The 24,952-nt window shown below is 62.0% G+C and carries 18 protein-coding genes; 7 read left to right on the top strand and 11 right to left on the bottom strand.

Going from position 1 to position 24,952, the window contains the following annotated elements; genetic code table 11:
• Positions 1–40 precede the first annotated feature (40 nt).
• From fis to HX868_RS00360, 9 genes are all read right to left on the bottom strand, one after another.
• Entirely contained in the window at positions 41–361 is a 321-nt protein-coding gene (fis, locus tag HX868_RS00400) for a DNA-binding transcriptional regulator Fis (protein ID WP_002555375.1), read from the bottom strand.
• Positions 358–1,371, bottom strand: coding sequence for a tRNA dihydrouridine synthase DusB (gene dusB, locus HX868_RS00395; protein WP_177001527.1), 1,014 nt, complete (start codon positions 1,369–1,371; stop codon positions 358–360). Before dusB ends, fis begins: the two co-directional genes overlap by 4 nt.
• 185 nt (positions 1,372–1,556) lie before the next feature.
• Positions 1,557–2,771: a DUF3426 domain-containing protein gene (locus tag HX868_RS00390; RefSeq protein WP_177001526.1), complete on the bottom strand. Its 1,215-nt coding sequence runs from the start codon at positions 2,769–2,771 to the stop codon at positions 1,557–1,559.
• 30 nt (positions 2,772–2,801) lie between these two features.
• The gene (gene prmA, locus HX868_RS00385; RefSeq protein WP_095014531.1) at positions 2,802–3,680 is read right to left on the bottom strand and encodes a 50S ribosomal protein L11 methyltransferase; all 879 of its coding nucleotides are present in this window, start codon (positions 3,678–3,680) and stop codon (positions 2,802–2,804) included.
• A gap of 288 nt (positions 3,681–3,968) precedes the next feature.
• A complete protein-coding gene (gene accC, locus HX868_RS00380) occupies positions 3,969–5,330 on the bottom strand; it encodes an acetyl-CoA carboxylase biotin carboxylase subunit (RefSeq protein ID WP_010213490.1) in 1,362 nt (453 codons plus the stop codon).
• Between the two features lie 17 nt (positions 5,331–5,347).
• Positions 5,348–5,809 (bottom strand): acetyl-CoA carboxylase biotin carboxyl carrier protein, encoded by a 462-nt coding sequence (accB, locus tag HX868_RS00375; protein WP_177001525.1) that lies wholly within the window; start codon positions 5,807–5,809, stop codon positions 5,348–5,350.
• Between the two features lie 24 nt (positions 5,810–5,833).
• Positions 5,834–6,289 carry a type II 3-dehydroquinate dehydratase gene (gene aroQ / locus HX868_RS00370; protein ID WP_010213488.1) on the bottom strand — a complete coding sequence of 152 codons (456 nt, stop codon included), beginning with the start codon at positions 6,287–6,289 and terminating at the stop codon, positions 5,834–5,836.
• 253 nt (positions 6,290–6,542) lie between these two features.
• Positions 6,543–7,091, bottom strand: a complete 549-nt coding sequence (locus tag HX868_RS31125) for a methyl-accepting chemotaxis protein (RefSeq protein ID WP_425504209.1) — start codon at positions 7,089–7,091, stop codon at positions 6,543–6,545.
• A 1,466-nt stretch (positions 7,092–8,557) separates the two neighbouring features.
• Positions 8,558–10,228, bottom strand: coding sequence for a response regulator (locus HX868_RS00360; RefSeq protein ID WP_095014534.1), 1,671 nt, complete (start codon positions 10,226–10,228; stop codon positions 8,558–8,560).
• Positions 10,229–10,552: 324 nt separating this feature from the next.
• Here HX868_RS00360 and HX868_RS00355 point away from each other — a divergent pair, with 324 nt between their 5' ends.
• The 5 genes from HX868_RS00355 to HX868_RS00335 all read left to right on the top strand — a co-directional run bounded on the left by HX868_RS00355 (position 10,553) and on the right by HX868_RS00335 (position 15,776).
• Positions 10,553–11,530, top strand: coding sequence for a DUF2333 family protein (locus HX868_RS00355; RefSeq protein ID WP_370468598.1), 978 nt, complete (start codon positions 10,553–10,555; stop codon positions 11,528–11,530).
• Positions 11,531–11,532: 2 nt separating this feature from the next.
• Entirely contained in the window at positions 11,533–12,069 is a 537-nt protein-coding gene (locus HX868_RS00350) for an NUDIX hydrolase (RefSeq protein WP_177001523.1), read from the top strand.
• 274 nt (positions 12,070–12,343) lie between these two features.
• The gene (locus HX868_RS00345) at positions 12,344–12,715 is read left to right on the top strand and encodes a translation initiation factor Sui1 (protein ID WP_012722004.1); all 372 of its coding nucleotides are present in this window, start codon (positions 12,344–12,346) and stop codon (positions 12,713–12,715) included.
• Positions 12,716–12,858: 143 nt separating this feature from the next.
• Complete coding sequence (speA, locus tag HX868_RS00340) at positions 12,859–14,772, top strand: arginine decarboxylase (protein ID WP_095014537.1); 1,914 nt, start codon at positions 12,859–12,861, stop codon at positions 14,770–14,772.
• A 140-nt stretch (positions 14,773–14,912) separates the two neighbouring features.
• Positions 14,913–15,776: an alpha/beta hydrolase gene (locus HX868_RS00335; RefSeq protein WP_425504204.1), complete on the top strand. Its 864-nt coding sequence runs from the start codon at positions 14,913–14,915 to the stop codon at positions 15,774–15,776.
• On the opposite strand, the gene HX868_RS00330 is transcribed toward HX868_RS00335, so the two are convergent.
• Positions 15,721–17,058 (bottom strand): MATE family efflux transporter, encoded by a 1,338-nt coding sequence (locus tag HX868_RS00330; protein ID WP_177001521.1) that lies wholly within the window; start codon positions 17,056–17,058, stop codon positions 15,721–15,723. The two genes, HX868_RS00335 and HX868_RS00330, sit on opposite strands and share 56 nt — an antisense overlap.
• 194 nt (positions 17,059–17,252) lie before the next feature.
• On the opposite strand from HX868_RS00330, the gene HX868_RS00325 reads away from it, so the two are divergent.
• Entirely contained in the window at positions 17,253–22,151 is a 4,899-nt protein-coding gene (locus tag HX868_RS00325; protein ID WP_177001875.1) for an alpha-2-macroglobulin family protein, read from the top strand.
• Between the two features lie 36 nt (positions 22,152–22,187).
• Here the strand turns inward: HX868_RS00325 and HX868_RS00320 are convergent, their stop codons facing one another.
• Complete coding sequence (locus HX868_RS00320) at positions 22,188–22,481, bottom strand: hypothetical protein (RefSeq protein WP_177001520.1); 294 nt, start codon at positions 22,479–22,481, stop codon at positions 22,188–22,190.
• Positions 22,482–22,571: 90 nt separating this feature from the next.
• On the opposite strand from HX868_RS00320, the gene pbpC reads away from it, so the two are divergent.
• Positions 22,572–24,902, top strand: a complete 2,331-nt coding sequence (gene pbpC, locus HX868_RS00315; protein ID WP_177001519.1) for a peptidoglycan glycosyltransferase PbpC — start codon at positions 22,572–22,574, stop codon at positions 24,900–24,902.
• Positions 24,903–24,952: the final 50 nt, after the last annotated feature.

Below are 24,952 nucleotides of genomic sequence, written 5' to 3'. Positions count from 1 at the left end.
ACCGTTTTTACGCGGGCGCCTTTCTGGTTTGATTGAATGCTTACAGCAAATCGTATTGCTTGAGCTTTTTGCGCAAGGTGCCACGGTTGAGGCCCAGCAGCTCACTGGCTTTGGTCTGGTTGCCCTTGACGTAGTTCATCACGCTTTCGAGCAAGGGCGCCTCGACTTCGGAGAGCACCAGGTTGTACACGTCCGTGACGGAAGCGCCCTCAAGGTGGGCGAAATAATTGTGCAGCGCCTTCTCGACACTCCCGCGAAGGGTCTGGCCTTCTTCGCTCGGCGTGTTGAGGTGCTGTTTCAAATTGACGTTGTCGCTCACGGGTGTTGTTCCACTCACTAAAGTCTCGGTCATCATCGTCATGCGGCCACCCCCTCTCCGTCCCCTGTCCCCAGGCTCTTGTAACGCTCGCTGAAGAACTCACGAACGTTGGCGCACTGTGCTTCCGTATCATCCAAACGATTGAAGTGGGCGCGAAACTCCCTGGCGCCCGGCAGGGTTGCGAGATACCAGCCGACATGCTTGCGAGCAATGCGTACTCCCATCACGTCCCCATAGAAGGCGTGCAGGGCGGCTAGATGCTCTAGCAGAATACGTTCCACCTCGATCAACTCCGGTGCCGGCAACACTTCGCCAGTACGCAGAAAATGCTCGATCTCACGAAAAATCCACGGCCGCCCCTGGGCAGCCCGGCCAATCAACAAGCCATCGGCACCGGTCGCGTGCAGCACGCGCCGGGCTTTCTCGGCGGAGTCAATGTCGCCATTGGCAAACACCGGCATCGACACCGCCTGCTTGATTGCAGCGATGGTGTCGTACTCGGCTTCACCGGTGTAAAGGTCGGCGCGGGTGCGGCCATGCACCGCCAGCGCTGTAATGCCTGCCTGTTCTGCGATCTTCGCCACAGTCAGGCCGTTCTTGTTGTCCCGGTCCCAGCCGGTACGAATCTTCAAGGTGACCGGCACATCCACTGCGGCGACAACGGCCTGCAGGATCTCGGCAACCAATTGCTCATCTTTCAACAGCGCGGAACCGGCGGCCTTGTTGCAGACCTTCTTGGCCGGGCAGCCCATGTTGATGTCGATGATCTGCGCCCCCAACTCCACGTTGGCCCGGGCCGCATCCGCCAGCATCTGTACATCGCCACCGGCGATCTGTACCGAGCGGGGCTCGGGATCACCTTCGTGGATCATGCGCATCCGCGATTTGCGGGTGTTCCACAAGCTCATGTCGCTGGTGACCATTTCCGAGACTACTAGACCCGCGCCCAAACGCTTGCACAGCTGACGAAAGGGCTGGTCGGTAACCCCCGCCATCGGGGCGAGGATCAAGCCGTTCTGCAATGTATATGGGCCGATGCGTACCGCCGACATAGGACTTCCCTGTTGTGGGGCCGGATCATTAGAGTTCGAAAAAGGGTTGGCATGATACCCGCTCTCGATGACTGGATAAAGGCTGAATTGGATAAAATCTGAACAGTTATTTCTTTATCGCCACCGGTTTGGTTGCGCAGGCGAAAGTCAATAACCTGCCGTCAAATTCCAATGTACGAGGCGATTCACTCGGGAGAGTGAAAGCTCAGGCTGTAATTCACGGCTTTGTTGCCCGGATCGAGGATATCCAGGGAAATATGGATCGGGGTTTGCGAGGGCATTTCGCTGACACCGGCCAGCTCACCGCTGAGGTATTCGGCGGGTTTGAAGCGACGACTGGCAATCAGGCTGCCGTTCATGTCGGCAAAACGCAGTTCAAGCAGCGGGAAGGGCTGGGAGAAGGTTGCGCGGTTATAGATGATCGCGTCCACCACCAGTGCCCCGGCGAAATCCGGGTGGCTGCGCACCACCAGGTTGCTGCTCTTGATGTGGGCGATATCGACCCGTGATGGCACGGTGCAGCCCAGTGTGGGGCACAGTTGCTGGAACCAGGGTCGATAAGCGTCCTGGCGCGCCAGGTCGTCAAATTGATAGGCGATGTACTGGCCTGCAAGTCCGGCGGCGGCGATCAGTACCAGCAACAGCCAGATCAGGCGACGGCCCCAACCCGACGGGCGTTTCTGCGCGTAGAGGTGCAGCGGGTCGTCTTCCAGGTCCAGCAGTTGGTCGTCTTGCACGCTCGTTTCGGCGCGCGAGCGCTTGCGACGCGGTTTGGGGCGTTCTTCGGGTTCTACGTCATCGGCCGATTGGGTCAGTGGCGTGAACGGCGGGTCGTCATCGTCCGGCGTTGAGCGCAGTGGCGGCTCATCGCCGAGGTCGTCGGTGTGCAACGACATGGACGGTTCGGTGCGCTGCTGGGTCGCAGGTACAGGCTCGTCTTCAGTGACGCGGATGCGTTCTTCAGGCGGCTCGCTGAACAGGCTTGCCGCCCACATTTCCTCTTCGGCCTTGACCGTGTCGCGGCTGGCGCTGAAGGGCTCTTCCTTTTGGCGGCGGTCGGTGCCGGGCTGGCGACGGTCTGCACCGATAGGCAGCGTGTGCTGAATCTCGCGGCGTTCCAGCTTGGCCAGCTCTTCGTCCAGGTCCAGGTTGTCCAGGTCCAGCTCTTCGGCGGTCCACTGTTTCTGGCTGATGGCCCGTGGTGGCTCTGGCTCAACCGCAGCTGGCAGGTCAGGCGCTGTTGTGCCGGCCGCGCGCTGCTCCAGCAACTGACGAGCGGCATTGAACACTTGCAGGCACGAGCCGCAGCGCACCACGCCACGGGCCACGCTCAACTGAGCGTGGCTGACGCGAAAGCGCGATTGGCAATGCGGGCACTGGGTGACGAAACTGTCGGTCATGCGGCCATCCGATTCAGGCAAGCGCTCATTCTAGCGCCGACGACCGCTGATGCGTACCCAGCCATCGCGGTTGGCGATCGGATCCAGCTCGAAATCCTTCGCGTAGGCGGCAGCGACGTCTTCGCCCTGCTCGGCCAGGATGCCCGACAGCGCCAGGCGTCCGCCTGGCTTGACCAGGCTCGACAGTTGCGGCGCCAGGGACACCAGCGGGCCGGCGAGAATATTCGCCACTAGCACATCGGCTTTTACTTGGGGCAGTTGCTCTGGCAAGTAAAGTGGGAATTTGCCTTCAGGAATGTTGTTGCGACCAGCGTTATCACGGGAGGCTTCCAGGGCCTGCACGTCGATATCGGTGCCCACGGCTTCCTTGGCGCCCAGCAACAGGGCGGCAATTGCCAGGATCCCCGAGCCGCAGCCGAAGTCCAGCACGTGGCTGTCGGTCAGGTCCTGGCCGTCCAGCCACTCCAGGCACAGCGCGGTCGTGGGGTGGGTGCCGGTGCCGAACGCCAGGCCTGGGTCGAGCAGCAGGTTGACCGCGTCCGGCTCGGGCGCGGCGTGCCAGCTTGGCACGATCCACAGGCGCTGGCCGAAACGCATCGGCTGGAAGTTGTCCATCCAGCTGCGTTCCCAGTCCTGGTCTTCAATGACTTCGCTGTGATGCTCTGGCAGCGGGCCGCCGGTGAGCAATTCCATATGGGCCAGCACGGCGGCAGCATCGGTGCCGTCTTCGAACAGGGCCAGCAAGTGGGTGTGGGACCACAGCGGCGTAGTGTTGAGTTCCGGTTCGAAGATCGGCTGGTCTTCGGCGTCCATGAAGGTCACCGAGACAGCGCCGACTTCGAGGAAAGCGTCTTCATAGGTTTCGGCTTGTTCTGGGCTGATGGCGAGACGGACTTGCAGCCAAGGCATGGCGGGCACCTTTGAAAAAATTGAATGTGCGACGGGGTGGGTCGCGAAAGGGCGCAAGTTTACGCGAGCCGGCGTAATAACACGACTGTACTGGATGCGTGGAACAATCGGCATTGTACGTAGCGGACCTGTAGGAGCCGGCTTGCCGGCGAAAAACTCACAGGCACCGCGTTTCTTTCTGATGCCCCGCGCTATCGTTAACGATTTTCGCTGGCAAGCCGGCTCCTACACAGTAAGTGCTCTGAAACAACAAAGCCGCCCGGAGGCGGCTTTGTTATTTCAGAGCACTTACTGGTTGGCCAGCTTGTGTTCCAGGTAGTGAATGTTCACACCACCTTCGCAGAAGCCTTCATCACGGACCAGGTCCCGGTGCAGCGGGATGTTGGTCTTGATGCCGTCGACCACGATTTCGTCCAGGGCGTTACGCATACGGGCCATGGCCTCGTCGCGGGTGGCGCCCCAGGTGATCAGCTTGCCGATCAGCGAGTCGTAGTTGGACGGAACCTTGTAGCCGCTGTACAGGTGCGAATCCACGCGTACGCCGTTGCCGCCGGGCGCGTGGAAATGCTTGACCAGGCCAGGGCTTGGGATAAAGGTTTTCGGGTCTTCGGCGTTGATGCGGCACTCCAGGGAGTGGCCGTGCATCTTCACGTCGTCCTGGGTGAAGGACAGCGGGTTGCCGGCGGCGATGCTGAGCATCTCCTTGACGATGTCGATACCGGTGACCATCTCCGACACCGGGTGCTCTACTTGCACACGAGTGTTCATCTCGATGAAGTAGAAACGACCGTTTTCGTACAGGAACTCGAAAGTGCCCGCGCCACGGTAGTTGATGTCGATGCACGCCTTGACGCAACGAGCCAGTACTTCCTGGCGCGCTTTTTCGTCCAGGCCCGGTGCCGGAGCTTCTTCCAGAACCTTCTGGTGACGACGTTGCAGCGAGCAATCGCGGTCGCCCAGGTGGATGGCGTGGCCTTGGCCGTCGGACAGTACTTGCACTTCCACGTGACGTGGGTTGGTCAGGTACTTCTCCAGGTAGACCATCGGGTTGCCAAACCAGGCGCCCGCTTCGGAGCGAGTCTGCTTGGCCGCTTCGATCAGGTCTTCTTCCTTGTGCACCACGCGCATGCCGCGACCACCACCGCCACCGGCGGCCTTGATGATCACCGGGTAGCCGACTTCGCGACCAATGCGCAGCGCGGTTTCCTCGTCTTCCGGCAGCGGGCCGTCGGAGCCAGGAACGGTCGGCACGCCGGCCGCGATCATGGCGTCCTTGGCAGAAACCTTGTCACCCATAAGGCGAATGGTTTCGGCTTTCGGGCCGATGAAGGCAAACCCGGATTTTTCCACCTGTTCGGCGAAATCGGCGTTTTCCGCGAGGAAGCCGTAGCCAGGGTGGATGCCATCAGCGCCGGTCACTTCCGCGGCCGCGATGATGTTCGAGACTTTCAGGTACGAGTTCGTGGCCAGGGGCGGGCCGATGCAGATGCTTTCGTCCGCCAGTTTCACGTGCATCAATTCGGTATCGGCCGTCGAGTAAACAGCGACGGTCTTGATGCCCTCTTCCTTACAGGCGCGCAGGATCCGCAGCGCGATCTCGCCGCGGTTGGCGATCAGGACTTTTTGCAGTTTCTTCGCAGGTTTCAACATCGAAGGCGCTCCGCGGTTCAAACGATGGTGAACAGCGGCTGGTCGTACTCAACCGGCTGACCGTTTTCTACCAGAATGGATTCGATGACGCCGGCTTTTTCAGCGGTGATGTGGTTCATCATTTTCATCGCTTCAACGATGCAGATGGTGTCGCCCACTTTCACGGTTGCGCCGACTTCAACGAAGGCTGGCGAGGTCGGTGCCGGGGTGCGGTAGAACGTACCGACCATTGGCGACTTGACCACGAAGCCGTTCAGCGCAGGAGCAGCTGGCGCAGCAGGAGCAGCTGCGGCAGGTGCAGCAGCCGGAGCGGCAGCGGCTGGGGCCGGTGCTTGCATTTGCGGTGCGTAGAACTGCTGGGCCGGGGTCTTGCTGTGGCGGCTGATCCGTACGGACTCTTCGCCTTCCTTGATTTCCAGCTCGTCGATACCGGATTCTTCCAGCAGTTCGATCAGTTTCTTAACTTTACGGATATCCATGAATCATCAACTCCCAAGGGTCGGTCAGGGGCGCTTGGCCGGTTGTTCAAGTTGTTCCAGGGCGGCCTCCAGGGCCAGTCGGTAACCGCTGGCGCCAAGGCCGCAGATCACACCTACCGCTACGTCGGAGAAGTAGGAGTGATGGCGGAAAGCTTCGCGTTTGTGCACGTTCGACAAATGCACTTCGATGAATGGGATGCTCACCGCCAGCAATGCGTCACGTAATGCAACGCTTGTGTGTGTAAAAGCGGCGGGATTGATCAGGATAAAGTCCACGCCTTCGCCACGCGCGGCATGGATGCGATCAATCAATTCGTACTCGGCATTGCTTTGCAGGTAGAGCAGATGGTGGCCGGCTTCACGGGCCCTGCGCTCCAGGTCGAGGTTGATCTGGTCCAGGGTGACTGCCCCGTAGACGCCCGGTTCGCGGGTGCCAAGCAGGTTCAGGTTGGGTCCGTGAAGAACCAGTAAGGTCGCCATCGGCTGTTCCTTGTTATTGATGTGGGTACGGCAGAACCCGGCGACTATGCCGCAAAGCCTTTGTGACTGTCCAGTTCTATGCAGTAGGCAGCACGATTAGCGAGGATAGCGCGAAATTTGTGACTGTGAGGCCGGATTCGGTCAGTGTAGGAGCGAGCTTGCTCGCGAAAAACGTCAACGATAACGCGGGGCGTCTGGATTAAAGCGGTGCCTGCGCGTTCTTCGCGAGCAAGCTCGCTCGTACAGTGGATGTTCAGACGCGAAACGCCTGCACGGCAGTGTTGAGCTGCCCACCCAGCACCAGCAAGTGCTCACCCTGAATGCGGCCCTGGCCGATTCGCAGCAAGTTATCCTCACCCAACTGGTGAATCCGCTCGCTGTTGTCGCGAATCTCACTGACGGCGCCACTCTGCTGTGCCGTCACATCGGCGATGCGCACGGCGGTGTCGGAAATGGTCTGGATAGCCCCGACGATTTCATCCAGCGCGCCGTCCGCCGCCTGGGCTTGCTGGGCAGTGGCCTCAGCGTGTTCGACCTGGGCGCGCATGCCTTGCACCGATTGATGGGCGGCGCTTTGCAGGCCGGCAATCAGGGTCTGGATCTCTGCGGTGGCGCCGGCGGTGCGCTGGGCCAGGGAGCGGACTTCGTCGGCGACCACGGCAAAGCCACGGCCGGCCTCACCAGCGCGGGCGGCCTCGATGGCGGCGTTGAGGGCGAGCAGGTTGGTTTGATCTGCAATCGAGCGGATTACTGTCAGTACACCGCCGATGGTGGCGGATTCTTCGGCGAGTTTTTCGATCATCTGCGCATTCTGCTGCACTTCGCCCACCAGGGCATGCAGCCCGGTCAGGCTCAGGCCGATCACGCGTTGGCCCTGCTTCACCGCCTGACCGGCACTGCGACTGGCACCCGCCGCCTGGCTGGCATCACCCGCGACTTGCTGGATGGTCGCTTCCAGTTCACCCAGCGAATCACGGATCTGCGCGGTATCTCCCGCCTGGCGTTCGGCGCCGTCGTGCAGGCCGCTGCTTAATTCGGCCAGTGCGCGGCTACTGCCGGCGACTTCCTCGGCATTACCGCGAATCGTACCCACCAAATCCACCAGATAGGCGCGCAGCCGGTTCAAGGAGGCTTCAATGTCGTGCAACTCGCGATTGGTCTTGCCCAAGGCAATCGGCTGGCTGAAATCGCCCTCGGCCCAGGTCGACAGGGCTGGTGCCAGGTTGGTCAGCACCCGCGCCAGGCGGCGTTGCAGGGTGTCGATCAGCAGCGCGATCAGCAGGATCAGGCCGATCATCACCCCTTGCATCAGGCGCACTTCGCCCTGGATCTTGCCGTGCTGCGCGCGCACCACCGGTTCCAGGCCGGCAATGGCTTGTTGCACAGTGTCGATTTTCTGGTGGGTCTTGGCGGCCAGGTCGGTGCGTTGCTGGATCTGTTCGCGGGTGCGCTTGAGTTCGGCAGGGTAGCGGGTGAGCAGGCTGTTGAGTTCACGCTTGAGGTCGACGCCGGTGTCCTGGGCTTCGGTTTTCTCGGTGTTCTCCAGGCCCATCAGTGCGGAAAAGTCGTCGGCGCTGGATTCGGCGCTGGCCTTCACGCCCAGCAATGGCAGTTGTTCCAGCACATCGGCTTGGCTGCGGATGTTGCCGACTTCGCGTTCGACGTCGTCGGCCAGTTCCGCGCGCCCGCTGCTCACCAGTTTGTCGCGGGCCAGGGATAGTTTGCCCAGGTGCTGCGACGCAGCCAGCAAAGGCGGCAGATAGCGAGCGGCGTCAGGGGTAGTCACGCCGATGGCGTACTGACTCAATTGCTCCAGGTTCGCGCCTAATTCGCGTTCGGCCTGTAGCAACAAGGCTTGCGGGTCGCCCGCCAGTTTCCCGGCCGCCAGTAGGTCAGTCTTGCTGAACGCATCCAAGTCAACCAGGCTCGGGCGCAAATTCTGCGCGAGCTCCGTCGGCAATTCGTCCAGATGCTGCAGCAGGCTTTCCAGGCTCTGGCTGGCACTGCTCAAGCGCAGGGCGTCGCCACTGGCCAGATAGTCGTCGATATTGCGCGCCGCCTGGTTCTGGAACGTCTGGGACAACCCAAGGTAGCGTTCCATCAGCAAATACGGCCGTTCCAGCGCGCGCTGCGACCACCACAGGGTCGCGCCCAGCGCCAGGCACACGGCCACAAGAAGAAGGGTATTGAGATTGGTCAGCAGCTTCAGGCGCATGCGTGGTTTCAACCGACAGCAAAAGATAAGTGCCTGAAGTTATTGCGTTTTCATTACAGGGTTATGACCGAATCAGTGGATTCTGGTGAAAAGGTGGCACTTTGCTTTGACGTGCGCGCAGCTTGCACGCGGTTGCGTCCCGCATCCTTGGCGCGGTACAGCGCCTCGTCGGCCTGGGCCGCCATCATCAGGCTGTCGGAACCGTCGCACAGCTCCACCAACCCGGCGCTGAAGGTGCACCACAAATCCTGGGGTTGGGCGGGGTAGTGGATTTCGGCAAAGCGCCCACGAATCTCATCCAGCACCCGGCACGCGGATTCCAGGTCGGTGTCGGGCATGACGATGGCGAACTCTTCGCCGCCGTAGCGGCCGATATAGTCGGTCTTGCGCAAGCGCTGCTTGAGAAACAGCGCCAGGCTCTTGATGACACGGTCACCCATGGGGTGGCCGTGGCTGTCATTGACCCGCTTGAAGTGGTCGATATCGAGCATGGCAAAGCTCAGCGGCTTGTTCTCGCGGCGTGCGCGGAAGCTGCAGTCTTCGAGCAATTGCAGGATGTGGGTGTGGTTGTACAGGCCGGTCAGGCTGTCGCGCACCATCCGCGCCTTGAGGTTGCGCGCGCGCGCGGCGCGGTTGCGCACGGTGGTGATCAGGTGGCGCGGCTTGATCGGCTTGGTGAGGAAGTCGTCACCGCCTTCGCTCATGGCGTCCAGTTGCTTGTCCAGGTCGTCCTCGGCCGACAGGTAAATGATCGGCACGCTCACATAACGGTCGTTATGACGGATGACCTTGGCCAGTTCAGTGCCGGTACAGGCGGGCATGTACATGTCGAGGATGATCAGGTCGGGCTGGAAGTCCGCCAATTCGGCCATGGCCTGGATCGGTTCGATCAGGGTGCGGGTGACGATGCCGGCGCTGTTGAGCAGGCGCTCGGTGTGCAGCGCCTGGGCCCGCGAGTCGTCGATGATCAGCACTTTATACGGTTCGTACTGGGCGACGCAGGTCAGCACCTCAATCTTCTCCAGCAGGCTGGAAGCTTCCAGGGTGCCGGTGAGGAATTCCTGGCCGCCAGCGCGCACGGCGGCCAGGCGGGTCGGGGTGTCGGTTTCGTGCAGGCTGAAAAACAGCAGCGGCAGCTTTTGCTCCAGGCCTTCCTGGGCTTCGGCGGCAAGCTTGAGGCCCAGGCCGGCGCCGCAGAAGTCTACGTCCATCACAATCGCGGAAGGCAGGCGCTCGGCCATCGATGCACGAAAGGCCGCCACGCTGTCCAAGGACTGGGCGCTCATGCCAAAGAATTCCAGCTGCTTGGCCAGGCGCTCGGCGCGGTCATGATCGGCCAGCATCACGTAGATCGGCTTGCGCATGGGCGGCAGGAAAGTTTGTTCGAGCTGGTCGCCCTGGCGCAGGCCGGTACGGGACAGGCGCTGCATCAAGCGGTTGAGTTCGGTGATCAGGTGGCTGCTCAGGCGCCCACGGTTCTCGTCCACCGCCCTGAGGGAGTCGCCGATATGTCGCGCCAACTGGCTGTGTTCCGGCTGTTCGAAGCGCTCGGCAAAACGCAGCAGGCGCAAGTTGGCCTCGCTGAGTTCGGAGAGGTCGGCGCCGGACCATTCGGTGCGTTGCAGGCGCTGCCAGATCTCAAGAATTTGACGTGCCTGATGAATTACCCGCTGGGCAAAATGCTGCTTGAGACGCTCACGGCTGGGGTCTTCTGGCTCGGTCATATCCTGACTACTAGTTAGGGTGCATGCTGAGGTCGACTGATGGCTCTATGCTAGCACCTCTTTCCGATAGGATGAGTGTCATACGTCAATAAACTGTGTCTCAGTAGTATTCAGTTGCTGACTGGGTGGTCGCGCACGGTAAAAAGCCCCGCACGGGCGGGCACGATGCGGTAGGGTTATGGTCGGAGTGTTTGAACGTACGCCCTGAACTCAAGTGATTGAAAGGATATCGCCATGCTGGACTGGAAAAACCGTGCAGGCAGCGCCAAAGGCCCCGCGCCTGAGCCCAAGTCGGCCAACCGCGGCTATTTTCGTACCGTGCTGATGAGCCGCGCCGTGCTCAGCGTGCTCGGCCTGTACCTGTTGGTCACCGGCGCCCTGGGCTGGTACTGGAGCGAAGAGCCGGCGCTGTTTCCGGTTCAGCAGAATGCCCAGCTGGCCGCTGAGAAGGAAGGCAAGCAGATGGTGGTGGGCTACACCACGGTCGAAACTCTCAAGACTGTGGTCGGCACCTTGCTGAACAAGCCCGGTGGCTACATTTCCAACGATCGCTTCCCGCCAGGCTTGTGGATGGACAACATGCCGAGCTGGGAATACGGCGTGCTGGTGCAGGTGCGCGACCTGACCCGCGCCCTGCGCAAAGACTTCGCCCGCTCGCAGTCGCAGTCAGCCGAAGACGCGGATCTGGCCAAGGCCGAGCCACGCTTCAACTTCGACAACAAGAGCTGGGTGTTGCCGTCCAGTGAGTCGGAGTACCAGGAAGGCATCAATTCCTTGAGCCGCTACGAAGCGCGCCTGTCCGATCCGAACCAGCGCGGCGCGCTGTTCTATGCGCGTGCCGACAACCTGAACAACTGGCTGGGCGACGTCGCCACTCGCCTGGGCTCGCTGTCGCAACGCCTGTCGGCCAGCGTCGGCCGGGTGAAACTGAACACCGCACTGAAAACCGAAGCCTTGGCGCCGGGTGAAGTGCCGCAGGTCGATGAAGAAGTGGTGGAAACCCCATGGATGCAGATCGACAACGTATTCTACGAAGCCCGTGGCCAGGCCTGGGCCTTGTCACACTTGCTTCGCGCCATCGAAGTCGACTTTGCCGACGTGCTGGCCAAGAAGAACGCCACGGTCAGCGTGCGCCAGATCATTCGTGAGCTGGAAGCGTCGCAAGAGCCTGTGTGGAGCCCGATGATCCTCAATGGCAGTGGTTTTGGCGTTCTGGCCAACCACTCGCTGGTCATGGCTAACTACATTTCCCGGGCCAACGCTGCAGTGATCGACTTGCGTCAGCTCCTCAACCAGGGTTGATGATGGACGCTACCAAAATGGAGGCCGCCCACCGCGCGGCTTCCGATGCTGAACTGATCTGCTGGGTCGACGAGCAGGACAACCTGCTCGGTCACCTCGTCAGGTCCGACCTTCGCCAGCGCGGCCTGATCGGCCGTTGCACCTTCATATTCCTGTTCAATTCCAAGGGTGAGCTGTGTGTGCATCGGCGCACCCTGAGCAAAGCCTTGTACCCCGGTTTCTGGGACACGGCGGCGGGTGGGATGGTGGCGGCGGGAGAGTCGTATGCCGTGTCGGCGGCGCGCGAGTTGGAGGAGGAGCTGGGTGTCGGTGGAGTGGAATTGGTCGAACATGACCACTTCTACTTCGAGGATGGCGACAGTCGGCTCTGGTGCACCTCCTACTCCGCCGTTTGGGACGGGCCGTTGCGTTTGCAGCCGGAAGAAGTCATGGAAGCGCGCTTTTTACCCCTTGAAACGGTCCTGCAGGAGGCTGGGCAAAAGCCTTACTGCCCGGATGCCCAGGAAGGGTTGCGTCGTTATCTGGCCTTGCGTCGCTAAAGTTGCATAAATTGGCGCCATTTGGCTCTTAGCAAGTCGGCTTTTTGTGGTTACACTGCGCGACTTTTCACCCGAACCACCAAGCTTCACCCCCGTAGGAGCTGGCTTGCCGGCGATGGCGTCTTCAAGAACGCTATCGCCGGCAAGCCGGCTCCTACAGGTAGGGGTGAGCCTTGGTGGTACGGTAGCGCTGCCCCTGCCTGAGTGGGGCTTCGCGGTCGGTTCACCGCTTTGCGGGTGCCGATCAGTCTTCATCCTCCCAAGAGGATTGCCGGTGGCCAAAAAAGCCGCATCCTTCGCCGCCCTTGGTGGCCTGGTATTTTCCACTGATGCAGGTCGACACTGCCCGGACTGTCGTCAGCCCGTGGATTCGTGCACCTGCAAACAGACCCTGATCCCTGAAGGCGACGGTATTGCCCGCGTACGCCGCGAGAGCAAAGGCCGTGGCGGCAAGACGGTGACCACCATCACCGGCGTGCCGTTGGCCGAAGAGGCCCTGAAGGAACTGGCCACCACGCTGAAAAAGCGCTGTGGCACCGGAGGCGCGTTGAAAGACGGCGTCATCGAGATTCAGGGCGATCACGTCGAGTTGCTGTTGGCCGAGCTGATCAAGCTCGGGTACAAGGCCAAGAAGTCCGGCGGCTGAAAGCCTCTTCCCGACCTGTGTCTAAACTCTGTCCTGCGCGTGGGGTCCTACCTTGCACGCAGGCAAATCGTCATTTTCATTCTTTAGACTGCGCCAGCCTCTGATAGGGGCGGTGCCTTCGACTTCATTTATAGGGGACTTCGATGTCCGTACGACGCACACGCAAAGACGATGGCAGCCAATGGACAGTTGCGGACAGCCGCAGTGTTTACGGGATTCGCCATTGGGGGGCCGGGTATTTCGCGATCAATGAAGCCGGTCGCGTAGAAGTCCGTCCGAACGGCCCGAACAGCACGCCTGTCGACCTGTACGAACAAGTCGACGAGTTGCGCAAGAGCGGCCTGTCGTTGCCGCTGCTGGTGCGCTTCCCCGACATCCTGCAAGACCGCGTACGCCAACTGACCGGCGCCTTCGATGCGAACATCGAACGCCTGGAATACCAGAGCAAGTACACCGCGCTGTACCCGATCAAGGTGAACCAGCAGGAAGCGGTGATCGAGAACATCATCGCCACCCAGAACGTGTCGATCGGGCTGGAAGCCGGCTCCAAGCCTGAGCTGCTGGCCGTGTTGGCCCTGGCGCCGAAGGGCGGCACCATCGTCTGCAACGGTTACAAGGACCGTGAGTTCATCCGCCTCGCGCTGATGGGCCAGAAGCTCGGCCACAACGTGTTCATCGTGATCGAGAAAGAATCCGAAGTTGAACTGGTGATCGAAGAGGCCGCCAGCCTCAAGGTCAAGCCACAGGTCGGCCTGCGCGTGCGTTTGTCGTCGCTGGCATCGAGCAAGTGGGCAGACACCGGCGGCGAGAAGTCCAAGTTCGGTCTGTCAGCGGCGCAACTGCTGTCGGTGGTCGAGCGCTTCCGCGCGGCCGGTCTGGACCAGGGCATCCGTCTGCTGCACTTCCACATGGGCTCGCAGATCGCCAACCTGGCGGACTACCAGCACGGGTTCAAGGAAGCCATCCGTTATTACGGCGAACTGCGCAACCTTGGCCTGCCGGTGGATCACATCGATGTCGGCGGTGGCCTGGGCGTGGACTACGACGGCACGCACTCGCGTAACGCCAGCTCCATCAACTACGACATGGACGACTACGCCGGCGTGGTCGTGGGCATGCTCAAGGAATTCTGCGACGCGCAGAGCCTGCCGCACCCGAACATCTTCTCCGAAAGCGGCCGTTCCCTGACCGCCCACCACGCCATGCTGGTGGTGCAGGTGACCGACGTCGAGAAACACAACGACGAAATCCCGACCATCGAGAACAAGGAAGCCCTGCCCGAAACCGTGCAATGGCTGGTGGACCTGCTCGGCCCGACCGACATCGAGATGGTCACCGAAACCTACTGGCGCGCCACCCACTACATGAGCGACGTGGCCACCCAGTACGCCGACGGTAAACTGACCCTGGCCGAGAAAGCCCTCGCCGAACAGTGCTATTTCGCCGTGTGCCGCCGCCTGCACAACTCGTTGAAAGCCCGTCAGCGCTCGCACCGCCAGGTGCTGGACGAACTCAACGACAAGCTGGCCGACAAGTACATCTGCAACTTCTCGGTATTCCAGAGCCTGCCGGACACCTGGGCCATCGGCCAGGTATTGCCAATCCTGCCGCTGCACCGCCTCGACGAAGAGCCGCTGCGCCGCGCGGTATTGCAGGATCTGACCTGTGACTCCGACGGCAAGATCAAGCAATACGTCGACGAGCAGTCCATCGAGACCAGCCTGCCGGTGCACGCCTTGAACGAAGGCGAGGACTACTTGCTGGGTATCTTCCTGGTCGGTGCTTACCAAGAGATTCTGGGCGACATGCACAACCTGTTCGGTGACACCGACTCGGTGAACATCTACCAGCGTGAAGACGGTTCGGTGTACAGCGCCGGTATCGAGACCCACGACACCATCGAGGACATGCTGCGTTATGTGCACTTGTCGCCGGAGGAGTTGATGACGCATTACCGGGATAAATGTGCGAGTGCGAAGATCAGTGCGTCGGAGCGTACCCAGTTCCTGGATGCGCTGCGCTTGGGCCTGACGCGCTCTTCGTACCTGTCCTCCTGATTCCCCTGTAGGAGCGAGCTTGCTCGCGAAGAACGTTAACGATAACGCGGGCAACCAGAATGCCCGCGTCGCCTGCGGGTTTTTCGCGAGCAAGCTCGCTCCTACAGTGAGGTGCGTCAATGCTTAGGAAATGGTTTGTCATGGCATTCGCCGCACTGCTTGCGGCGTGCTCGCCCATCAAAGTGCTCAATGCACTCACTCCTTCCAACACCTTCACCAAAACTTCAGCCATCGCCTACGGCGATGACCCCCGGCAGAAACTCGATATCTACCGACCTGTCCCTGCTGTCTCCAACGCTCCAGTCGTGGTGTTTTTCTATGGCGGCAGCTGGAACAGCGGCTCCAGGGAGGACTACGGATTTGTCGGTGAAGCCCTCGCTTCACGCGGCATCGTCGTGGTGATCGCCGATTACCGCCTCTATCCTCAAGTGCGTTACCCCGCGTTTCTCCAGGACGGCGCCAACGCGGTGGCCTGGACCCATCAACACATCGCCGAATACGGCGCCGATCCACAACAGCTGTATCTGATGGGCCACAGCTCCGGCGCCTACAACGCCTCGATGCTGGCGCTGGATGCTCGGTGGCTTAACAACGTGGATTTGTCGCCGTCGATGCTCAAGGGTTGGATCGGTCTGGCAGGGCCCTATGATTTTCTGCCGATTGAAAACCCTGACGTGAAACCGGTGTTTTTCTTCCCTGATTCACCGCCGGATTCCCAGCCGATCAATCATGTCAGCCGTGGTGCACCGCCCAGTCTGCTGATTGCTTCGACGGACGACAAACTCGTCAACCCCAAGCGCAATACCGGCGGACTGGCTGAGCAACTACGGGCGGCGGGTGTGCCCGTGGAGGAAGTCTATTTCGGTAAGACCAACCACCAAACACTGGTGGGGGCGATCGCCAAACCCTTGCGTTGGCTGGCACCGGTACTGGAGCGCGTCACAGCCTTTATCCAAGCCACTGGTCCTGCCGGTTCAAGCGCCAGGCAATCGCCCACAAAGTAAGACTGCGCAGGGCCATGAACAGCAGGAAGGTTATCCACAGCCCGTGGTTACCCAAACCCTGCAACGCCCACGCGAAGGGCAGTGTCAGCAAGACGGTCAGCAGCATGCCATTGCGCATCTCCCGCGCGCGGGTGGCGCCGATGAACAAGCCGTCGAGCAAGTAACTCCACACCGCAATCAACGGCAGAACCGCCAGATAAGGCAGGTAGAGGTCGGCGGTTTCGCGCACGCTGGGGATGTCGGTCTGCATGGCGATAAACAGGTGGCCGCCGACGGTGAACAGCAGCGCAAAGCCAACGCTGGCGATCAACGACCAGCCGCCGGCCACCACCAATGAACGACGCAAGGCCTGGCGGTCATGCGCGCCGATGGCGTGGCCGCACAGGGCTTCGACGGCGTGAGCCAACCCATCCAGCGCGTGGGCCGTCAGCAGCAGGCCGTTGAGCAGCAGTGCATTGGCCGCCACGGTGGCATCGCCCAGTCGTGCGCCTTGCACCGTGATCATGAAAAACACCGATTGCAGCGCGAGGCTGCGGATAAAAATGTCGCGGTTGACCGCCAGCAGCGGGCGCCAGCTTTCCCACAGCTTCAGCGCCGCCCAGGCGATATGACCCGGGTAGGCGCGCAGGGCTTTTTGCGTCATCGCCAGGCCGAGCAAAGCGCCGGTCCATTCCGCCACGACGGACGCACGCGCCGAACCGACCACACCCCACTCCAGGCCGAGTACGAACCACAGGTTCAGGGCGATGTTGACCAGGTTGGTGGTCAGCAGGATCGCCAGCGGCGCCCGCGCATTTTGTGTGCCGAGAAACCAGCCGACCAATGCGTAGCTGGCCAATGCGGCGGGCAGGCCGAACAGGCGAGTGTGGAAAAAATCCTGCGTCAGTTGATTGAGTTCGGGTGAAGGCTGCATCCACTCCAACGCCAGATGGCTCAGCGGAATGCCCACCGTGCCCAACAGCATCGCCAGGCCCAGTGCGAGCAGCAGGCCTTGCAGCAGGATCTGCCGCAGCGCCGCCCCGTCATTGCGCCCGGCAGCCTGGGCGGCGAAACCGGTGGAGCCCATGCGCAGGAAACCCATGGCCCAGGCGAGGAAGGTGTACAGGCTGGCGCCGACCGCAACGGCACCCAGCTGGTGCGCGTGGGGCAGGTGGCCGATGACCATGCTGTCCACCAGCGCCACCAACGGCACCGAGATATTCGACAGGATCATCGGCGCGGCGAGGGCCCAGACGCGGCGGTGGGTGGGGCGGTGGCGCCAGTCGGTGAGTAAGGTGGGCATGCAGGCTCCTTGGGGGAGCGGCATTGTAACTGGCTGCCCTTGGCTGTGGGATTTGGCTTGATCAAGGATGACCTCAGAACCAAACCACCCTCCGTCGGTCAATGTGACCAGCATCCCATCGGCCTCCTGTGGGCTGATATATAGTTCACCTCTCGGACCCCCTCACAGCGAGTGTTCACATGCTTAATAAAAGCGTGCTTAACAAAGGACTGTTCCTTGCTTGCGCGCTGGCCCTGCTGAGCGCCTGCGATTCCTCCGATAAACCGGCGGCCCCGACCGCTCCCGCAGCGGCAACAGTGGCACCCAAACCGGCCAAGGCCGCGGTGGATGTGGCGGCGCTGAAGCAGCGTTATGCCGGACGTGAGTTAAGTGTGGTGGACGTGTCCGAAGTGCAGCTCGACGGCGCCAGCACGCTCTCTGTGAGCTTTTCCATTCCGCTGGATCCCGATCAAAAATTCGCCGACAAACTTCACCTGGTGGACAGCAAGTCCGGCAAGGTCGATGGCGCCTGGGAAATCTCCGATAACCTGATGGAATTGCGCCTGCGCCATCTGGAGCCACAGCGCAAGCTGGTGCTGACAGTCGACGCCGGTGTGAAGGCGGTCAACGACAATACCCTCGCCACCGAATACACAGCCCGCCTGGAAACTCGCGACCTGCAAGCCACCGTCGGCTTTGCCAGCCGTGGCACCTTGCTGCCGACGCGCCTGGCCGAAGGCCTGCCGGTGATCGCGCTGAACGTCGACAAGATCGATGTCGAATTCTTCCGCATCAAACCCGAATCCCTGCCTACCTTCCTCGCGCAGTGGGGCCGCAACACCAGCCTGCAAAGTTATGAATCCCGCGAACTGCTGCCTTTGGCCGACTTGGTCTACGGCGGCCGCTTCGACCTGAACCCGGCGCGCAACACCCGTGAAACCCTGTTGCTGCCGATCGCCGGCCTCAAGCAACTGCAGCAGCCTGGCGTGTACCTGGCAGTCATGCGTGCCTCGGGAACCTACAACTATTCCCAACCAGCCACGCTGTTTACGCTGAGTGATATCGGCCTGTCGGTGCACCGTTACGCCAATCGCCTGGACGTGTTTACCCAGGCGCTGGAGGGCGGTAAGGCACTGGATGGTGTCGACCTTGAGGTGCTCGACGCCGAAGGCCGCGTGCTGGGCCAGGGCAAGACCGAGAAGGGCGGCCACGCCGAATTGCCATTACCGAAAAAGGCCCAGGTGCTGCTCGCCAAGCAAGGCGAACAGACCAGTATGTTGCGCCTCGACAGTGCGGCGCTGGACCTGGCCGAGTTCGACATTGGCGGCCAACCCTCCCACCCTTTGCAGTTCTTTGTGTTTGGCCCGCGCGACCTGTATCGCCCTGGCGAAACCGTGCTACTCAACGCCCTGCTGCGGGACAAGGACGGCAATGCCGTCAAGCCGCAGCCGGTGAGCGTCGAAGTCCGTCGACCGGATGAGCAGGTCAGCCGCAAATTCGTCTGGGACGCCGATGCCTCTGGCCTCTATCAATATCAACTGCAACTTGCCGGCGAAGCACCGACCGGGCGTTGGCAGTTGGTGTTCGACCTCGGCGATGGCAAGCCGCAGCTGTATGAATTCCTTGTCGAAGACTTCCTGCCCGAGCGCCTGGCGCTGGAACTCAAGGGCAGTGACACCCCGCTGAAGCCGGCGGATGACGCGGTGATTCAGGTCACCGGCCGTTACCTGTACGGCGCCCCCGCGTCGGGCAATCGTGTCAGCGGCCAAGTCTATGTGCGACCGTTGCGCGAAGCGGTCAAGTCGCTGCCGGGCTATCAGTTCGGCTCCGTCACCGAAGAAGAACTGAGCCAGGATTTCGAGCTGGAAGAAAGCGTGCTCGACGCCAAGGGCCAGGAAGCGCTGACCCTGGAAAGCAAATGGGCCGAGGCCAAGTCGCCGCTGCAACTGATCGTGCAGGCCAGCCTGCAAGAGTCGGGTGGACGGCCGATCACCCGGCGCCTGGTGCAGCCGATCTGGCCGGCCGAGCAATTGCCGGGCCTGCGCGGGCTGTTTGACGGCAAGGAAACCAACGGCGACGGCCCGGCAGAATTCGAAGTGCTGCTGGCCAACCAGGACGGGCAGAAACTCGCCGCGCCCAACCTCAAGGTGCGCCTGGTGCGTGAGCGCCGCGACTACTACTGGAACTACTCTGAGAATGATGGCTGGAGCTATCACTTCAACGAGAAATTCCTCAACCTCGACGAACAGACCCTGAACATCAAGGCCGGCGATACCGCCAAGGTCAGCTTCCAGGTGGAGTGGGGCCCATACCGCGTGGAAGTGGAGGACCCGCAGACCGGCCTGGTCAGCAGCCTGCGATTCTGGGCCGGCTATCAGGCTCAAGACAACACCGAAGGCGGCGCCGTACGGCCTGATCAAGTCAAGCTGGCGCTGGATAAACCGGCCTATGGCGATGGCGATACGGCCAACGTGACCGTCACGCCGCCGGCTGCCGGTAAGGGCTACCTGCTGGTGGAGTCCGCGGAAGGCCCGCTGTGGTGGCAGGAAATCGAGGTGCCGGCCGAAGGCAAAAGTTTTGCCGTGAAGCTCGACCCGAAATGGTCGCGCCATGACTTGTATGTCAGTGCCTTGGTGATCCGTCCCGGCGAGCGCAAAGCCAACATCACGCCTAAGCGTGCGGTGGGCCTGCTGCACCTGCCGCTGGATCGTACCCAGCGCAAACTCGGCGTGACCCTCAGCGCGCCGGAAAAAATGCGTCCCAAACAGCCGCTCACCGTAAAAATCGCCGCCAAAAATGCCGATGGCAGCGTGCCGAAACAGGTACATGTGCTGGTTGCAGCGGTAGACGTGGGCATCCTGAATATCACCGAATACCCGACGCCGGATCCGTATTCCAGCCTGTTCGGTCGCAAAGCCTACGGCGTGGACCAATTCGACATCTACGGCCAGTTGATCGAAGCCGGCCAGGGCCGATTGGCCAGCCTGGCATTTGGTGGTGATGCGGCGCTGGCCAAAGGCGGCAAGCGCCCGGACACCAGTGTGACCATCGTCGCCCTGCAAAGCGCACCCGTGACGTTGAACGAGCAAGGCGAGGGCGAAGTCAGCGTCAATATTCCTGACTTCAACGGCGAGCTGCGCCTGATGGCCCAGGCCTGGAGCGATGATCGTTATGGCATGGCCGAAGCCAAGACAGTGATTGCCGCGCCGTTGATTGCCGAGCTGTCGGCGCCGCGCTTCATGGCGGGTGGTGACCAGACCACGTTGGCGCTGGACCTGTCCAACCTGTCGGGCAAACCGCAGAAACTCGATGTGCAACTGAGTGCCGACGGGCAGTTGGAGCTGGTCAACAGCGGCGCGCAAACCGTCGAACTCAAGCAAGGCCAGCGCACCACCTTGCACATCCCGGTGAAAGCCTGGGGCGGGTTGGGGCAGGGCAAGGTCAAGGTGACGGTGAATGGCCTGGATCTGCCGGGTGAGAACCTGCCGCCGTTTACGCGGGAATGGACCCTGGGCGTGCGCCCGGCTTATCCGGCGCTGCTCAAGCACTATCGCGCGGTGCTGAAGGATCAACCGTGGAGCTTGCCGGCGGGGACTCTGGATCAGTTCGACGCCTCGGGGCGCCAGGCGCTGCTGAGCCTGTCGAGTCGACCGCCGCTGAACCTCGGCGCGCAGATCAGTGCACTCAAGGCCTACCCCTACGGTTGCCTGGAGCAGACTGCCAGCGGCCTGTATCCGTCGCTGTATGCCGACGATGCATTGCTCAAGCGCCTGTCAATCAAAGGCGAGTCGGACAGCGAACGCAAACGCAAGATCGAGCTGGGCATCGAACGCCTGCTGGGCATGCAGCGCTACAACGGCAGCTTCGGGTTGTGGGGCGCGGATGGCGAAGAGGAATATTGGCTGACGGCTTACGTCACCGACTTCCTGCTGCGCGCTCGCGATCAGGGTTTCGCGGTGCCACCTGAAGCCTTGAAAAAGGCCAGCGAGCGTCTGCTGCGCTACGTGCAGGAACGCAACCTGATCGACGTCGATTACAGCGACAATGCCGACCACACCCGCTTTGCCGTGCAGGCCTACGCGGGTATGGTCCTGGCGCGCAGTCAGCAGGCGCCGTTGGGCGCGTTGCGCAGTATCTTCGAGCGCCGCAGTGATGCGCGCTCCGGTCTGCCGCTGGTGCAGTTGGCCATAGCTTTGCAGAAGATGGGCGACCAGCCGCGCGCGGACCAGGCGTTGCTCGCCGGCTTGGCGGCACAGCGCAATGCCAATGAATGGCTGGCCGACTACGGTAGCCCGTTGCGCGACCAGGCGATGATCCTGGCGTTGCTGGAAGAGAACGACTTGGCCAAGGGCAAGCGTGAGGAGCGCTTGTTCACGCTGTCGGATCAACTGGCGGCCAGCCCTTACCTGTCGACCCAGGAGCGTAACTCGCTGTTCCTGGCCGGGCGCCTCGGGTTTGCCAAGCCTGATGCGAACTGGCAAGTGTCATTGACGGGCAGTGGCGGTGTGCAGGAACTGAACAATCAACAGTCGACCCTGACGTTGGACGGCAAGCTGCTGTCCAGTGACCTGACCTTGAGCAATCAGGGCGAGACGCCGGTGTACCAGCAACTGACGATTTCGGGTTATCCACAGGTGCCACCGGCACCGGGTGGCGACAACCTGAGCATCCGCCGCGAATACCTGGGCATGAACGGCCAGCCGTTGAACCTGCGCAGTCTCAACAGTGGTGATCTGGTGTTGGTGCATTTGGCGGTGAGTGCCAAGCAGCGCGTGCCGGATGCGTTGGTGGTGGACCTGCTGCCGGCTGGCCTGGAACTGGAGAACCAGAACCTGGCACAAAGCGCCGCCAGCCTGGAAAACGCCAGCAGCCAAGTGAAGGAGTGGCGTGAGTCGATGCAGAACGCATCGCTCAAGCACCAGGAGTTCCGCGATGACCGCTATGTGGCGGCGATCAACCTGGAAGGTTCCGGCACCACGCACCTGCTGTACCTGGCGCGTGCCGTGACGCCGGGTACTTACCGTGTGCCACCGCCGCAAGTGGAGTCGATGTACCGGCCGAACTGGCAGGCGGTGGGCGAGACGCCGGCGGATCTGGTGATCAAGGGGCGTTAATGTAAAACGGGGCCCTGTTCATCATGGCCCCGTTTGTTAATGCACAACCCAGCTCAGTAGCCACAGGCCCAACAGCAACCAGATAATCCCCATGATGATCGACGCCCGCATAAAGGCGCGCACCGCCGAGTACAGCAGCATCAGGCCGATGATCAGGGTGATGATGCTGATGATAGAGGTGTCCATGCCCAAGGTGCGGGACAAGCCATCGATGAAGTTGCCGCCGGCATTGGTCAGTGCACCGAACAGGCCGCTGAGCCCGTCGACGATAAAACGGATGATGGAACCGATCGCCTGGCCCAACCAACCGAAAAAGCTTTCTACCTGCATATGTGTGTCCTGATGAGAAGGTGGGCGTATCTGTGCCTTTGGTTGTTATTGCAACAGGCTAGTTCCCTACCAGCATAGAGGTTTGCCCGTTTGAGTTTGCGTTTAGTTGCCCGTTGGACCTTGGCCAGCCTGTTGTTGGTGGTGGCCTTGCTGTGGCTGGCCGACCGCATCTGGCCTCTCCCGTTGCCCAAGGATGACCTGGCGCGTGTGGTACTGGCCGAGGATGGCACGCCGTTGTGGCGGTTTGCCGATGCCAATGGCGTGTGGCGCTACCCGATGCAGACCAGCGACGTGTCGCCGTATTACCTGGACGCGCTGCTGACTTATGAGGACCGCTGGTTCTACCAGCATCCCGGTGTGAACCCGCTGGCGCTCGCGCGGGCGACCTGGCAGAACCTCACGGGCGCGCGGGTGGTGTCGGGCGGCAGCACCTTGTCGATGCAGGTGGCGCGGTTGCTCGATCCGCATTCACGCACCTTCCATGGCAAGTTGCGCCAGTTGTGGCGCACGGCGCAGTTGGAATGGCACCTGTCCAAGGCCGAAATCCTCAACCTCTACCTGAACCGCGCGCCGTTCGGCGGTACGTTGCAGGGCGTGGCGGCGGCCAGTTGGGCCTACCTGGGCAAATCCCCTGCGCAACTGACCCACGCCGAGGCCGCCTTGCTCGCCGTTCTGCCTCAGGCCCCCAGCCGTTTGCGCCCAGATCGCCATCCCCAGCGTGCCCAGCAAGCCCGCGACAAAGTCTTGCGCCGTCTCGCTGAATTCCAGGTGTGGCCGCAGTCTGCCGTCGATGAAGCCCTGGAAGAACCGTTGCTGCTCGCCCCACGCTTGGAGCCGAGCCTGGCGCCCTTACTCGCGCGTCGCCTGAACCGCCCCGACAGCCCGCCGCTGATCCGTACCACTCTGGATGCCACGTTGCAGCGCCGTCTTGAAGACCTGCTGCTAGGTTGGCGTGCGCGGCTGCCGGAGCACACGTCCGCCGCGATCCTGGTGGTGGAAGAGGAGAGCATGGCCGTGCGCGCCTACCTCGGCTCGGTGGACATCAACGATGCCAAGCGCTTCGGCCATGTGGACATGATCAGCGCCTTGCGTTCGCCGGGCTCCACGTTGAAACCGTTTCTCTATGGCATGGCCCTGGATGACGGCCTGATCCACTCCGAATCCCTGTTGCAGGACGTGCCCCGGCGTTATGGCGATTACCGGCCGGGCAACTTCTCCATGGGCTTTACTGGCGCGGTACCGGCGAGTACGGCGTTGTCGAGTTCGCTCAACCTACCGGCGGTGCAATTGCTGGAAGCCTATGGGCCTAAACGCTTTGCCGCCGAAATGCGCATCGGCGGCGTGCCGTTGGCGCTGCCGGCGCTGGCCGAACCGAACCTGGCGTTGATCCTGGGTGGGGCAGGCAGTCGTCTTGAAGACCTGGTGAGCGGCTACAGCGCCTTCGCCCGGGACGGCAGGAGCGCCACTATTCGATTGCAGCCGGACGATACGCTCAGGGAACGGCCGTTACTGTCGCCAGGGTCCGCCTGGATTGTGCGGCGTATCCTCAGCGGCCAGGCGCGGCCCGACCGTGACCCGCGTGCCGAGTTGGTGCAACGCCCGGTGCTGGCCTGGAAGACGGGCACCAGCTACGGCTTTCGCGATGCCTGGGCCATCGGCGTGGGCCCGCGTTATCTGATCGGCGTGTGGATCGGCCGCCCGGACGGCACGCCGGTGCCGGGCCAGTTCGGCCTGGCCTCGGCAGCGCCGTTGATGTTGCAGGTGCACGACGTGCTGACCAACCGCGACAGCCAGCGCGGCATCAGCGCCCCCGTTAAACCGGTACCGGCCAATGTCGGCGTGGCGGCGATCTGTTGGCCGCTGGGCCAGCCCATGAGCCGCAGTGATCCCAATTGCCGCCGCCAGCGTTTTGCCTGGACCCTGGATAACACCACGCCGCCGACGTTGCAGGCACTGGATCAGCCGTTGAGCGTGGGCTTGATGGAAAGCGTGTGGGTCAATGCCAAGGGCCTGCGGGTCGACGCCCATTGCCCCGGCGCCGAGCCGACAAAAATCGCCCTGTGGCCCGCGCCGCTGGAACCCTGGCTGCCACGGGTCGAGCGCCGCGAAGCGCGCATCCCGGCCGCCGACCCCGATTGCACGCCTCCGGCATTGGCCGCGTCGTCGCCGTTGTCGATTGTTGGGGTACGCGAAGGCGACCAATTGCGCCTGCCCGCCGCCAGCCAACAGGCCCTGCGCCTGAAAATCTCCGCCTTGGGCGGCAGCGGCCGGCGCTGGTGGTTCCTCAATGGTGCGCCGCTGGGGGACAGCGCCAACCAGGACTTTATCAACGCCAGTTTCGAACGGCTGGGCCGCTACCAGCTGAGTGTGCTGGATGAGGCGGGGCAGACGGCCAGGATCGAATTCAGTGTGGTGGATTAACTTGCCTTCCGGCGCTTTCGGCCCGAAGCTATCCACCTTCAGGAGTACCG

It is taken from the genome of Pseudomonas reactans, from assembly GCF_013385825.1.
Classification (GTDB): Bacteria; Pseudomonadota; Gammaproteobacteria; order Pseudomonadales; family Pseudomonadaceae; genus Aquipseudomonas; species Aquipseudomonas reactans.
The sequence above is the reverse complement of the archived record's forward strand: the minus strand, read 5'-3'. Positions and strand labels throughout refer to the sequence as shown.

Excerpts from the sequence above, each read along its gene's own strand:
- fis (WP_002555375.1), bottom strand. The coding sequence starts at position 361 with ATGACGATGATGACCGAGACTTTAGTGAGTGGAACAACACCCGTGAGC.
- dusB (WP_177001527.1), bottom strand. The coding sequence starts at position 1,371 with ATGTCGGCGGTACGCATCGGCCCATATACATTGCAGAACGGCTTGATC.
- HX868_RS00390 (WP_177001526.1), bottom strand. The coding sequence starts at position 2,771 with ATGACCGACAGTTTCGTCACCCAGTGCCCGCATTGCCAATCGCGCTTT.
- prmA (WP_095014531.1), bottom strand. The coding sequence starts at position 3,680 with ATGCCTTGGCTGCAAGTCCGTCTCGCCATCAGCCCAGAACAAGCCGAA.
- accC (WP_010213490.1), bottom strand. The coding sequence starts at position 5,330 with ATGTTGAAACCTGCGAAGAAACTGCAAAAAGTCCTGATCGCCAACCGC.
- accB (WP_177001525.1), bottom strand. The coding sequence starts at position 5,809 with ATGGATATCCGTAAAGTTAAGAAACTGATCGAACTGCTGGAAGAATCC.
- aroQ (WP_010213488.1), bottom strand. The coding sequence starts at position 6,289 with ATGGCGACCTTACTGGTTCTTCACGGACCCAACCTGAACCTGCTTGGC.
- HX868_RS31125 (WP_425504209.1), bottom strand. The coding sequence starts at position 7,091 with ATGATCGAAAAACTCGCCGAAGAATCCGCCACCATCGGCGGTGTACTG.
- HX868_RS00360 (WP_095014534.1), bottom strand. The coding sequence starts at position 10,228 with ATGACCGAGCCAGAAGACCCCAGCCGTGAGCGTCTCAAGCAGCATTTT.
- HX868_RS00355 (WP_370468598.1), top strand. The coding sequence starts at position 10,553 with ATGAGCCGCGCCGTGCTCAGCGTGCTCGGCCTGTACCTGTTGGTCACC.
- HX868_RS00350 (WP_177001523.1), top strand. The coding sequence starts at position 11,533 with ATGGACGCTACCAAAATGGAGGCCGCCCACCGCGCGGCTTCCGATGCT.
- speA (WP_095014537.1), top strand. The coding sequence starts at position 12,859 with ATGTCCGTACGACGCACACGCAAAGACGATGGCAGCCAATGGACAGTT.
- HX868_RS00335 (WP_425504204.1), top strand. The coding sequence starts at position 14,913 with ATGGCATTCGCCGCACTGCTTGCGGCGTGCTCGCCCATCAAAGTGCTC.
- HX868_RS00330 (WP_177001521.1), bottom strand. The coding sequence starts at position 17,058 with ATGCCCACCTTACTCACCGACTGGCGCCACCGCCCCACCCACCGCCGC.
- HX868_RS00320 (WP_177001520.1), bottom strand. The coding sequence starts at position 22,481 with ATGCAGGTAGAAAGCTTTTTCGGTTGGTTGGGCCAGGCGATCGGTTCC.